Annotated in this window: 11 protein-coding genes and 1 pseudogene; 7 read left to right on the top strand and 5 right to left on the bottom strand. The window is 67.3% G+C overall.

The window, feature by feature from the left end:
• Positions 1-382: 382 nt before the first annotated feature.
• Positions 383-598: a transposase gene (locus ACTHJR_RS05360; protein ID WP_440522093.1), complete on the bottom strand. Its 216-nt coding sequence runs from the start codon at positions 596-598 to the stop codon at positions 383-385.
• 92 nt (positions 599-690) lie between these two features.
• Here ACTHJR_RS05360 and ACTHJR_RS05355 point away from each other — a divergent pair, with 92 nt between their 5' ends.
• Both ACTHJR_RS05355 and ACTHJR_RS05350 read left to right on the top strand, forming a co-directional pair.
• Entirely contained in the window at positions 691-915 is a 225-nt protein-coding gene (locus ACTHJR_RS05355) for a hypothetical protein (protein WP_440522092.1), read from the top strand.
• A gap of 36 nt (positions 916-951) precedes the next feature.
• Positions 952-3,309, top strand: coding sequence for an HAD family hydrolase (locus ACTHJR_RS05350; RefSeq protein ID WP_440522091.1), 2,358 nt, complete (start codon positions 952-954; stop codon positions 3,307-3,309).
• A gap of 145 nt (positions 3,310-3,454) precedes the next feature.
• Here the strand turns inward: ACTHJR_RS05350 and ACTHJR_RS05345 are convergent, their stop codons facing one another.
• A complete protein-coding gene (locus tag ACTHJR_RS05345; protein ID WP_440522090.1) occupies positions 3,455-3,802 on the bottom strand; it encodes an antibiotic biosynthesis monooxygenase family protein in 348 nt (115 codons plus the stop codon).
• Positions 3,799-4,104, bottom strand: coding sequence for an NIPSNAP family protein (locus ACTHJR_RS05340; RefSeq protein WP_440522089.1), 306 nt, complete (start codon positions 4,102-4,104; stop codon positions 3,799-3,801). The genes ACTHJR_RS05345 and ACTHJR_RS05340 overlap by 4 nt, the downstream gene beginning before the upstream one ends.
• Before the next feature lie 71 nt (positions 4,105-4,175).
• Between ACTHJR_RS05340 and ACTHJR_RS05335 the strand changes: the two genes are divergently transcribed.
• A complete protein-coding gene (locus ACTHJR_RS05335; RefSeq protein ID WP_440522088.1) occupies positions 4,176-4,832 on the top strand; it encodes an ArsR/SmtB family transcription factor in 657 nt (218 codons plus the stop codon).
• Positions 4,833-5,408: 576 nt separating this feature from the next.
• Here ACTHJR_RS05335 and ACTHJR_RS05330 read toward each other — a convergent pair.
• Positions 5,409-6,233: a flagellin N-terminal helical domain-containing protein gene (locus ACTHJR_RS05330; protein WP_440522087.1), complete on the bottom strand. Its 825-nt coding sequence runs from the start codon at positions 6,231-6,233 to the stop codon at positions 5,409-5,411.
• Positions 6,234-6,450: 217 nt separating this feature from the next.
• A complete protein-coding gene (locus tag ACTHJR_RS05325; protein WP_440522086.1) occupies positions 6,451-7,272 on the bottom strand; it encodes a flagellin N-terminal helical domain-containing protein in 822 nt (273 codons plus the stop codon).
• A 237-nt stretch (positions 7,273-7,509) separates the two neighbouring features.
• Here ACTHJR_RS05325 and ACTHJR_RS05320 point away from each other — a divergent pair, with 237 nt between their 5' ends.
• From ACTHJR_RS05320 to ACTHJR_RS05305, 4 genes and pseudogenes are all read left to right on the top strand, one after another.
• Positions 7,510-8,763 (top strand): sigma-54 interaction domain-containing protein, encoded by a 1,254-nt coding sequence (locus tag ACTHJR_RS05320; protein ID WP_440522085.1) that lies wholly within the window; start codon positions 7,510-7,512, stop codon positions 8,761-8,763.
• Positions 8,760-9,137: a flagellar hook-basal body complex protein FliE gene (gene fliE, locus ACTHJR_RS05315; protein WP_440522084.1), complete on the top strand. Its 378-nt coding sequence runs from the start codon at positions 8,760-8,762 to the stop codon at positions 9,135-9,137. Before ACTHJR_RS05320 ends, fliE begins: the two co-directional genes overlap by 4 nt.
• Before the next feature lie 8 nt (positions 9,138-9,145).
• Positions 9,146-10,885, top strand: coding sequence for a flagellar basal-body MS-ring/collar protein FliF (gene fliF / locus ACTHJR_RS05310; RefSeq protein ID WP_440522083.1), 1,740 nt, complete (start codon positions 9,146-9,148; stop codon positions 10,883-10,885).
• Positions 10,885-11,511: pseudogene (locus ACTHJR_RS05305) on the top strand (flagellar motor switch protein FliG); the annotation flags it as partial. The gene fliF and the pseudogene ACTHJR_RS05305, both read left to right, overlap by 1 nt.

Below are 11,511 nucleotides of genomic sequence, written 5' to 3'. Positions count from 1 at the left end.
GGTTTTTTCTTAAATCTTCCTACTCTCCCGTCAGGCTTGAGCGTGCAATAAGAGCATTTAACAATATTGAAGAATGGGATGACGACTTTGATGACTTATTAATACCGGAATTAGGGTGAGGTGCGTCACGCATTACGCATTGCGGTGACACGTGCAATAACCCCTTTGCTCTGCGGAATTACGGTGACAGTTTAATAAAAGCACCAAATTGGAGTCAGTTGGCCGCCGCTAGGGGCCGGCCCGCGCTACACCGGCATCATGGCCGGGGTCGACCGATCGGCAGGCGGGCGTGGGTCGAAGACATCGAGAAGATCACCGGCCGCGTGCTAGCACCGAGAAAGCGCGGGCCGAAGGTTGAGTTTAGTGCATTTAGGGTCCGGACTCATAACCACCATATGACGGTGGCGGCGATGGCGATGGCCATGAAGGTTTTAACGTTTCGATCGAAGCGCATGGCGACACGGCGCCAGTCCTTGAAGCGGCAGAACATGCGCTCGATGACGTTGCGCTGTTTGTAGATGACGGGATCGCAGTCGAGCTTGACCCTGCGATGTCGCTGGGCGGGATAACCGCGGTGGTGCCCCGTTCGGCGAGCCAGGCGCGCAAGTCGTTGCTGTCATAGCCTTTGTCGGCGACGAGTTCGGCAGACGGCGGCATGGCTGCGATGCAGGCCTTGGCGACGCGCATGTCATGGACGTTGCCTGGTGTCAGCAGACCTTCTTCGAGGACGGCGACTACGTCCTCTATCGCGATCTCCTGGCCGGGGCCGCCCATCGGGCGGGTGCCGAGATCTGGGCCTATTGCCTGATGCCCAACCACATCCATGTCATCGTCGTGCCCTTGGACGAGGATGGGCTGCGTCGCACCGTCGCGGTAGCCTGCACCATAGTTAACCCAAAACTAACCACATCCTGAAACAAGGTCCGCGACTGCACCCGGGGGAAGTACGCGATGACGATGGCGATCAGGACGAGCGAGCTGGCGACCTTGCTGGACTCGATCCCGCCCGGCGTGCGCATTCTCTCGCTCGACTGTTTCGACACGCTGGTCTGGCGCAATTGCGCGAGCCCGGCCGACGTCTTCGCCGAATTGACGACGCCGGGCGGCGCGATTCCCGTGCGGCGCGCGGCCGAGACGCTGGCGCGCAACGGTCGCCGCGTCGCCGACGGCGGCAGCGAGGTCGGGATCGCCGACATCCATCGCGAATTGCGTCCCGGCGGCGACGTCGCCGCGTCGGTCGCCGAGGAGATCGCCGCCGAGCACCGCCATTGCTTCGGCTTTCGCCCGGTCATGGACCTGATCGCCGCCGCCAAGGCGCGCGGGCTGCAGGTCATCATCGTCAGCGACACCTATCTCGATGAGGACGAGCTGCGCGCGCTGATCGCCGCGGCGTGCGGGGAAGAGACGGCGGGGCGGATCGACCGCATCTTCGCGTCCTCGGCTTACGGCGTCGGCAAGGGCGGCGGGCTGTTCGAGCCGGTGCTCGATGCGCTCGGCTGCGCGCCGACCGCGATCTTCCACCTCGGCGACAACGAAATCGCCGACCAGGTCGCGCCCAGCGCACTCGGCATTCCCTGCGCGCATCTCGTCCAGTTCGACGATCAGGCGCGCGCGCGGCTGCGGCTCGAAGGATCGGTCAGCGCGATGATCGATCCGGCGGTGCGCGTCACGGTGCCCGCTTTCCAGCCGCACCGCGCGCTGGTGTCGCTGCGCGGCGAGAGCGATGACGCTCATGCGCTGGGCCATGACGTGCTCGGTCCGCTGCTGACCGGCTATTGCCGCTGGCTGGCCGACGAGGTCGCGACGATCGCCGAGCGCGACGGCAAGGCGCCGCATCTGCTGTTCCTGCTGCGCGACGGTCATTTGCCGGCACAGGTGCACCGCACCCTGTTTCCCGACGCCGGTTCGGCCCAGGTCGAGATCAGCCGCTTCACCTCGACGGCGGCGAGCTTCATCGACCGCGACGCCGTCCGCGCCTGGCTCAGCAGCCAGCTCGATATCGCGCGCAACGACGTGGTCGCGCGGCAATTGCTCCATTCGAACGACGAAGTGGCGAAGATCGCGCCGCGGCAGAAGATGGCCGATCGCGACGTCATCGCCGCGCTGTCGACCGACGCCGTGCTCGATCGCGTGGTGACGCGTTCGCGGCGCTTCGCCGACCGGCTGATCGCGCATCTGACGCGCGTCGGGGTCGAGCCGGGCGACACGGTGATCCTGGCCGATCTCGGCTATAACGGCTCGGTCCAGAACCAGCTGGCGCCGATGCTGGTCGCGCGGATGGGATTGAAGGTCGCCGGCCGCTATCTGCTGCTGCGCGAGCGCGCCGCGACCGGTCTCGACAAGGCCGGCTATCTCGACGCGCGGCATTACGATCACCAGATCCTCAACGCGCTGTGCGATTCGATCGCCGTGATCGAGCAATTGTGCACCGTCGATCAGGGCTCGGTGATGGACTACAAGCCCGATGGCCGCCCGATCCGCGCCGGCCGCGACACCGGCAAGCGCCAGGTCGCCGGGCGTAACGCCGCACAGGCCGGCTGTCTCGCCTTCGCTCAAGCGACGGCCGGCTGGACCGGCCCCCATGCCGCGTCCGACACGCCGGACGCCCGGCGCGTCGCCGCCGCCGCGGCGCTGACGCGGCTGCTGTTCTTTCCCACCAATGCAGAGGTCGCCGCGCTGTCGGCGTTCGAGCACGACGTCAATCTCGGCACGCGCGAGCGGGTCGAACTGCTCGACGCCGACGCCGCCGAGAGGGGGCTGCGCCGCAGCGGGCTGTTCCATCTCGACGAAGCGATGCGCATCTTCCTGCCGGGCGAATTGCGCCGTGGCGGCATCGCGCTCAACATGGCGCTGTTCGCGATGCGCCGTTTCGGGCTCGAGCTGACCGGCGGCGACATCCAGGGCGAGCCGATCCCGCTGCCGGTGATGCTGGCCGACGATCGCGGGCAGATCGTGGTCGACGTTCCCGCCTATCCCACCCAGGACGGATTCTTCGCCGCCAACATTCCGATCGGCGCCGGCAAGATGGCCGGTGTGCAATGGGGCCGCGCCTATGACTGGGTGCAGATCGAGGACGCGCGCTTCTTCACCGTCGAGAGCCTGGCCGACGCCGGCCGCCGCGGCACGCCGGCGCAACTGGTCCATGACGGAATGGACAATCCCGCCGGCGACCTGTTCCATTGCCTGGCGGAAACCGCCTTCACCCTGGTGCCGCCGCCCGCCAATCGCGACGGCGGCAACATGGTGCTGACGATCGTGTTCCGGCCGATCGCGCGACGTGCAAGGGAGGCGGCACGGCTGGCGGCGTGACCCGGGGGGCCAGGGTCCGTTTCCCAATTGCTCGCGCGGCGGGCCGGAGCGGTTCACGACGCAATCGCGCCGGACCAGCCGTTCGAGGTTCTCGCGCTGGCGCGATGTCCTGACCGGCGGGCGATCCCGCTCGTTCGGCAGCGCCTTAGGCGCGATGCGCGGCGCGGCTGTCGTCGGGCGCCTCGTCGCGCGCCCTCAGCCCGTAATCGCGCAGTACTTCCGCCACGCGCAGCCGATAGTCGGCGAACACGCCGCCGCGTCCCGCCGCCTGGGCGCGGCGATGATCCTCCGTATTGCGCCACGCGGCCACCGCAGCCTCGTCCCGGAAGAAGCTGAGCGACAGGATCTTGCCGGGGGTGGCCAGGCTCTCGAACCGCTCGACCGACAGGAAACCGTCGATCACCTCTAGCTCGGGCTTCAGCCGCGCCGCGATGTCGAGATAGGCCGTGCGGCGGCCATCGGCGGGCTCGACCTCGAAGATCACCGCGATCATCGATCGACCCTGGCCAGGAACAGCCGATCCTCGCGCCGGATGAAGCGCCGTTCGTGCGCGAAGGCGAAATTCTCGCGACCCAGCGGATGGTCGCGCAACCGCGCGCGATACGCTTCGTAATCGGCCAGGCTGGCAACGTTATAGACGCCATAAGCGGTCGTTGCCGATCCCTCGTGCGGCGCGAAATAGCCGATCAGGTCGGCGCCGCATTCGGGGATCGCCCGCCCCCAGGCGCGGGCATAGTCGACGAACGCGTCGCGGCCCCAGGGCTCGATGTCGTAGCGGATGAAGCAGGTGATCATTCGGTCGTCTCCAAAGTGTCGCGTCACTTTAGCGATTCCGGCCGCGGCGATGCTTCGGTACAGGTCGAACCATGAGCGAAGGACCCTATATCGCGGAGATCGCGGCGCTGATCGGCGATCCCGCGCGGACCAACATGCTGACCGCGCTGATGGACGGCCGGGCGCTGACGGTGAGCGAATTGGCCGGCGTCGCCGGCATCACCCTGCCGACCGCGAGCGGCCATATCGCGCGGATGGAGACGGCCGGGCTGTTGTCGGCCGAGAAGCAGGGGCGGCATCGTTATCTCCGGCTGTCGGGCCCCGACGTCGCCGGCGCGCTCGAGGCGCTGATGGAACTCGCCCAGCGCACCGGCGCGGTGCGCGTACGGACGGGGCCGCGCGACCCCGCGATGCGCGAGGCGCGGGTGTGCTACGACCATCTCGCCGGCGCCCGCGCGGTGGCGGTGGCGAGCCGGCTCGGCGAGCACGGGCTGATGGTCGATCACGGCCTGACCGATGCCGGCCGCGCCTGGCTGGCCGAGCGCGGTTTCGTCAAAGGCGACGGGCGACGCCCGTTCTGCCGCACCTGCCTCGACTGGAGCGAGCGCCGGCATCATCTCGGCGGCGCCCTGGGCGCGCAAATCCTGAGCCGCGCACTCGACGAAGGCTGGGCGCGGCGAGGCGAGGGCAGGGTGATCGAATTCAGCCAGCGCGGTACGGCGTCGTTCGATCGGTTGTTCGGGCTCTAGGCGACGGTCGGCGCGGGAAAACATAAGAAGGTTCACGCAAAGGCGCGAAGGCGCAAAGATTTTCGTTCGCGCGGAGGCGCGGAGGGCGCAGAGCGCAGGATCGACGAGGCAACGCGGAGCTTCGCTATGCGAAGCTCCATGGAATCTCCGCGTTCTCTGCGCCTCTGCGCGAACCAATTACTTCTCTTCGCGTCTTCGCGCCTCCGCGTGAACCAATTCCCGCCCCCGAGCCGAAATCGTAGCCCACGCCGGAAAGCGAAAACCCCGACGGCTCGAAAGCCGCCGGGGTTCGCCCGCAAGGCACCGGCATCATCTGGGGGTATGCCGGCGCCCCTATTCGAGCAATCATCCGGCCGCGCCGCCGTGGCGGACGTGACGGTCGATGGTCCCGAAAATCGGTGCGCCGCATGCCGCGACGCTCTGTCATCAATAACGACCGGCAGGCGTCCGGCTTAAGCGGCGAAACGGCGAAAACCCCGGTAGTCCGACGGACCACCGGGGTTCGTTGGTCGGCCCCGACACCCTTTCGTGAAGGGGGGTGGTGCCGAGGCCGGACGCCCTTGGCGCTTACGCGCCTCAGCCGCCCAGAAGCTTGAGCACGCCCTGCGAGCTCTGGTTGGCCTGGGCCAGCATTGCGGTCGAGGCCTGGCTCAGGATCTGCGCCTTGGCGAGATTGGTCGATTCAGCCGAGAAGTCGGCGTCCTGAATGCGGCTGCGCGCATCGGTCAGGTTGGTCGCGTTGTTGGTCAGGTTGTTGACCGCCGACTGCAGACGGTTCTGCGCGGCGCCGAGGCCCGCGCGGGTCGTCGACACTTCGTTGATCGCATCGTCGAACGCCGACAGGGTCAGGCCGGTCTTCATCTTGTTGGCGGTGAAGTCGACCACCGCCGACAGCTTGGTCGTGCCGGCGTTGAGCTGGGTGAACGACATCTGGACGGTGTCGCTCGAATTGGCGCCGGCCTGGATCGTGACCGTGTTGGACGCGGTGGCGAACAGGTTCTTGCCGTTATAGGTGGTGTTGGCGACGATCGAGCTGATCTGCGCGCCCAGCGCGTCCTGCTCGGCCGTGATGTTGGCGAGGTCGCTGGCCGAATAGGTGCCGTTGGCCGACTGCACCGCGAGTTCGCGCATGCGCTGCAGCATGTTGGTGACTTCGTCGAGCGCGCCTTCGGCGGTCTGCGCCATCGAGATGCCGTCGTTGGCGTTGCGCACGCCCTGGTTCATGCCGCGAATCTGTGCGGTCATCGAGGCCGAGATGGCCAGGCCGGCGGCATCGTCCTTGGCCGAGTTGATCCGCATGCCGGTCGACAGGCGGTTCATGGCGTTCGACAAGGCGTCGTTCGCCTTGGTCGACGCGTTCTGCGCGCGAAGCGCCGAGATGTTACTACCGATAACGGTCATGTTGGTCTCCGTTGCTGACGCTCCCCGCCACCCCCAAGGCAGAAGGTCGAGCCGTCGAACGCAACGAACGACCGCTTTCGCGACCGTTTAAGTAAATTTTTTCGTCACCATGAAAATCCCGGCGGCGGATCGGCCGCCGGGATCTTCCGGTACGCTTCACTGGAAGCCTGTCCTGCCCAGCCCCTCGGGGGGATGGGACCGGGCAGGATCCCCTTCGTTAGCCGAGCAGCTTGAGCACGCCCTGCTGGGTCTGGTTGGCCTGGGCCAGCATCGAGGTCGAGGCCTGGGCCAGGATCTGGGCCTTCGCCAGGTTGGTCGATTCCGTCGAGAAGTCGGCGTCCTGGATGCGGCTCTGCGCATCGGTCAGGTTGGTCGCGTTGTTGGTCAGGTTGTTGACCGCCGACTGCAGACGGTTCTGCGAGGCACCGAGGCCGGCGCGGGTCGTCGACACTTCGTTGATCGCGTCGTCGAAGTTCTGCAGCGTCAGGCCGGTCTTCATCTTGCTGTTGGTGAAGTCCACCACCGCCGACAGCTTGGTCGAGCTGGCGTCGAGTTCGGTGAAGCTCACCGAAATCGCGTCCGCCGTGTTGGCGCCGGCCTGGACCGAGACGCTGTTCGACGCGGTCGAGAACAGGTTCTTGCCGTTGAACGCGGTGTTGCTGACGATCGAGCCGATCTGCGCGGCCAGCGCGTCCTGCTCGGACGTGATGTTCGCCTTGTCGGTGGTCGAATAGGTGCCGTTGGCCGACTGCACCGCGAGCTCACGCATACGCTGCAGCATGTTGTTGACCTCGTCGAGCGCGCCTTCACCGGTCTGCGCCATCGAGATGCCGTCATTGGCGTTGCGGATGCCCTGGTTCATGCCCTTGATCTGGGCAGTCATCGAGGCCGAGATGGCGAGGCCGGCGGCGTCGTCCTTGGCCGAGTTGATGCGCTTGCCGGTCGACAGGCGGTTCATCGCGGTGGACAGGGCCAGGTTCGCCTGGTTCGAGGCATTCGTCGCACGAAGCGCCGAAACGTTGCTTCCGATAACAGTCATGTTCGTCTCCACTTGCTCCGACGATCCCCGCCTCTCCCCCGAATTGTGCGAGGGGCCGAGCCGTCTGAGCCAGAGAACGGCAATGATTTGCCGGGCTTTAGGCAAAAATTTGCCGGCCTTTTGCCGGTCCTTTCCATCCTGGGTAGCCACGCGGTAAATTTTTGCCGGCGTTGCCGGATGGTTTACGCCTCGTTTACCATATGCCGGGCATGTCCCCTTTCAACGAAGGGGGGCTAAATGCGTTCGATCTTTCCATCCGCCTCGGTGGTCCGGCAAAAATATGCCTTGGTCTCGTCGCTCCGGGCACAGGGCCTGGGCGTCGCGGAAGGCGATGCCCGCCCGCAGGCGAATGACGTCTTCCTGGTGATGGACGGCGAAACCGCGCCGATCGCGGAACGCACCCTGGTGATCTCCACCGAGGGGCGCGGGTTCCAGCGCGTATCGGGCGGCGCACCCGCCCGGCTGTCGTTCGGTCCCGCCGACAATGCGATCGGATCGGCTTTCGCTTATGCTTATGCCGCCGGCCCCGAAGCGCCGACCGCCGCCGATCCCGAAAGCCTGGCGCTGTTCGCCTTGGCCGAGCGCGTCGCCGGCTCCGATATCACCGTGCTGATCAACGGCCCGACCGGGACCGGCAAGGAAGTCCTCGCGCGCACGATCCATCAGAAGTCGCATCGCCGCGACAAGCCGTTCGTCGCGATCAATTGCGCAGCGCTCCCTGAAAGCATGCTCGAGGCGCTGCTGTTCGGCCATCAGAAGGGCTCGTTCACCGGCGCCAACGCCGCCGGCGAAGGCTTCTTCCGCGCCGCCGACGGCGGGACCCTGCTGCTCGACGAGATCGCCGAGATGCCGCTCCAGCTCCAGGCCAAGCTGCTCCGCGCGTTGCAGGAGCGCGAAGTCATTCCGATCGGCGCCTCGACCCCGGTCGCGGTCGACGTCCGCATCATCGCCTGCGCCAAGCGCGACCTGCCGGAGGACGTGGCGGCGGGGCGGTTCCGCGCCGACCTTTATTACCGCCTGTCGGTCTTCCCACTGACGACCCGCGCGCTTGCCGACCGGCCGCAGGACATTCCGGCGCTCGCCGCCGCGATGATCCTGCGCCATGCCGGCACGCGCCAGTCGGTCCCCTGGCCCGACCAGGGCGCGATCGACGTGCTGATGGCGCACGACTGGCCAGGCAACGTCCGCGAGCTCGAGAACGTCATCCAGCGCGCGCTGCTGTTCGCCGCGGGCGACGTGATCGGCGCCAATCACATCGTGTTCGATCGTCGCGTCGAGCCGCGGGCCGACCCGGTCCCGGCGCGCTCCGCCGACACGCTCGCCAACGTCGTCCAGTTCAGCGAATTCCAGGCGATCCGCGAGACGCTCGCCGCCTGCGGGGGCAGTCGGAGCGAGACCGCGCGGCGGCTCGGCATTTCCGAACGCACCCTTCGCTATCGCCTCGCCAAGGCGCGCGAGCTGGGTGAGGACATCACGAGGATGTGGGCATGAGCGGGATCAACGGTGTCGGCGGCGCGATGGGCGTCGACCGGGTGATGGCGCTGCGCGCGCAGATCCTCGAACGCAATGCGGCGCTGGCGCGGGCCAATGCGGCCAATGCGGCCAATGCCACCGGCGCGACCGGGAGCGTCCAGCCGGCGGGTCCCGCCAGCTTTTCGGACTCGCTGACGCAGGCGCTCAACAGCGTCAACGACAGCCAGAACCGTGCCGCCGACATCTCCGCCTCGTACGAGCGCGGCGAGACGATCGACATCGCCAAGGTGATGCTGGCCCGCCAGGAGGCGTCGGTCAGCTTCGAAGCGACCTTGCAAGTCAGGAACAAGCTCTTGTCCGCCTACAAGGACATCATGAGCATGCCGGTGTGAGATAGGCCATGAGCAACGAACTCACTCAAACCCCGCCGCTCGCCGCCGAGCGTTTCGCCAACCCGCTGAAGCAGATTCAGGGGATGATCGGCCAGCCCGCGATCAAGCGCAGCCTGCCGATGATCTTCATGGTCGGCCTCATCGCGTCCGCCGCCCTCGCCTGGTTCATGCTGTCGACGCCGACGCAGAAGACCCTGTTCACCGGTCTGCCCGATGCCGACAAGGCGCAGGTCATGGCCGCGCTCAAGACCGGCGGCATCACCGGCCGGATCGACGAGGCGACCGACGCACTGACCGTCAACGAGGACGATTATTCGAAGGCGCGGATGCTGCTCGCCGGCCAGGGCCTGCCCAAGGCGGCGCCGGGTGGGTACGCGATCCTCGACAATCTGCCGATGGGCGTTTCCCGCGCGGTCGAAGGCGAACGCCTGCGCCAGGCGCGCGAAACCGAACTGGCGCGCTCGATCGAGGATATCGATGCGGTCGCCGAGGCACGCGTGCATCTGGCGGTCCCCGAGAACACCGTGTTCGTCCGCGACAATGCCGCGCCCTCGGCCAGCGTCATCGTCAAGCTGCAGGCCGGCCGCGCGCTCAGCGACGCGCAGGTCGCGTCGATCGTCAATCTCGTCGCCTCGTCGGTGCCGGGAATGAAGCCCGACGACGTCACCATCGTCGACCAGATGGGGTCGCTGCTGTCCAAGCCCGGTGCGGGTGGCAATGGCGACGACGCCACGGTCCGCTATCAGCGCCAGGTCGAGCAGAAATATCGCGAACAGCTGAACCAGTTGCTGACGCCGCTGGTCGGTGCCGGCAATTTCACCGCCGAGGTGACCGCCGACGTCAATCTCGACGACACCAGTTCGACGCGCGAGAGCTATGACAAGGCCGGGTCGCTGCGTGCGGAGCAGGGCAATTGGACCAACAAGGACGCGCCCGGGGTCAACGCCCAGGCACCCGGCGGCATTCCCGGCGCGCTGTCGAATACGCCGCCGCCGCCGACCACGGTCGCGACCCCGACGCCTGCTCCGACGCCCGCGGCTGGCTCCGCTCCGGCGGCCGGAACGGCGGCGACGCCTGCCGCGGCCGGCGCGACGGCGGCATCCCCGGTCATGCCCGATACCAACAAGGCGACCGACTCCTACGCCCGTGCCTATGATCTCGGCCGCGAAGTCTCGGTCACCCGCAACGCACCGGGATCGCTGCGCCGCCTTTCGGTCGCGGTCGTGCTGCGCGACGTCGAGGGCTCGAAGCCGCGCTCGCCGGTCGAGATGCAGCAGATCACCCAGCTCGTGAATTCCGCGGTCGGCGCCAATGCGGCGCGCGGCGACCAGGTCACCGTGATCAGCCGGCGCTTCGCCGCGACGCCCGATCTCGGCGGCGGCCAACCCTGGTACGAAAGCGGCTGGCTGGCGATGGTGCTGCGCAACGCGACCGCGATCGTCATCGCGCTCCTGGTGCTGATGCTGGGGGTTCGTCCGCTGACCAAGGCGTTGCTCAAGAAGCGCGACGATGCCGGTCGCGCGGCGCTGGGCAACGACCTCGCCTCCAAGTTCGGCGTCAACCCGGCGCTCGGCGGCGCGGCGCCCGGCATGGGCAGCGGCCCGGGCGGCCAGCCGGTCAGCATCGACGCGCTCGAAAGCGCGCAGAATTTCGACGAACGGATCGGGATGGTGCGGGGCTTCACCCGCGACAACCCGACGCGTGCCGCACTGGCGGTGCGTGACATGATCAAATCGGACGCCCGCTGATGAACGCTCCCGCCAATTTCCGCGCCTATTCGGGCGTCGAACGCGCCGCCGTGCTGATGATGCTGGTTGGCGAGGAGGAGGCCGCGGCCATTCTCCAGAAGCTCGATCCCGAAGAGGTTCGCCAGCTCGGCAAGGCGATGTTCGCGGTCGCCGACGTCGGTGAGCCCGAGGTCGAGATGGTGCTCGACGATTTCGTCGGCAAGGCGCGCGAGCGCACCGCGATCGGCTTCGATCCCAAGCCGATCATCGAGACGATGATGACCAGGGCGCTCGGCCCCGAAAAGGCCGACAGCGTGCTGGCGCGGATCACGCCGCCCGACGCGCAATGCCAGCTCGAACTGCTCGACTGGATGGACGCGGCCGAGATCGCGGCGATGATCGAGAAGGAGCATCCGCAGATCGCCGCCGTCGTCATCGCCAACCTCGACCAGGACGTCGCCGGCCAGGTGCTCGAATTGCTGCCCGATGCGGCGCAGCCCGAGATTCTGCATCGCGTCGCCCGGCTCGGCCCGATCACGCCGGAGGCGGTCGAAACGCTGCGCACCATGCTCGCCAACCGCAGCGGCGCCAGCGGCGGCCAGGGGGCCGGCGTCATGCTCGGCGGCACGAAGGAGGCCGCGCGCATC

Source organism: Sphingomonas sp., from assembly GCF_051962185.1.
Lineage (GTDB): Bacteria > Pseudomonadota > Alphaproteobacteria > Sphingomonadales > Sphingomonadaceae > Sphingomonas.
This window is presented reverse-complemented; position numbering and strand designations above follow the sequence as displayed.

Excerpts from the sequence above, each read along its gene's own strand:
- ACTHJR_RS05320 (WP_440522085.1), top strand. The coding sequence starts at position 7,510 with ATGCGTTCGATCTTTCCATCCGCCTCGGTGGTCCGGCAAAAATATGCC.
- fliF (WP_440522083.1), top strand. The coding sequence starts at position 9,146 with ATGAGCAACGAACTCACTCAAACCCCGCCGCTCGCCGCCGAGCGTTTC.
- ACTHJR_RS05325 (WP_440522086.1), bottom strand. The coding sequence starts at position 7,272 with ATGACTGTTATCGGAAGCAACGTTTCGGCGCTTCGTGCGACGAATGCC.
- ACTHJR_RS05330 (WP_440522087.1), bottom strand. The coding sequence starts at position 6,233 with ATGACCGTTATCGGTAGTAACATCTCGGCGCTTCGCGCGCAGAACGCG.
- ACTHJR_RS05350 (WP_440522091.1), top strand. The coding sequence starts at position 952 with ATGACGATGGCGATCAGGACGAGCGAGCTGGCGACCTTGCTGGACTCG.
- ACTHJR_RS05335 (WP_440522088.1), top strand. The coding sequence starts at position 4,176 with ATGAGCGAAGGACCCTATATCGCGGAGATCGCGGCGCTGATCGGCGAT.
- ACTHJR_RS05355 (WP_440522092.1), top strand. The coding sequence starts at position 691 with ATGGACGTTGCCTGGTGTCAGCAGACCTTCTTCGAGGACGGCGACTAC.
- ACTHJR_RS05340 (WP_440522089.1), bottom strand. The coding sequence starts at position 4,104 with ATGATCACCTGCTTCATCCGCTACGACATCGAGCCCTGGGGCCGCGAC.
- ACTHJR_RS05345 (WP_440522090.1), bottom strand. The coding sequence starts at position 3,802 with ATGATCGCGGTGATCTTCGAGGTCGAGCCCGCCGATGGCCGCCGCACG.
- fliE (WP_440522084.1), top strand. The coding sequence starts at position 8,760 with ATGAGCGGGATCAACGGTGTCGGCGGCGCGATGGGCGTCGACCGGGTG.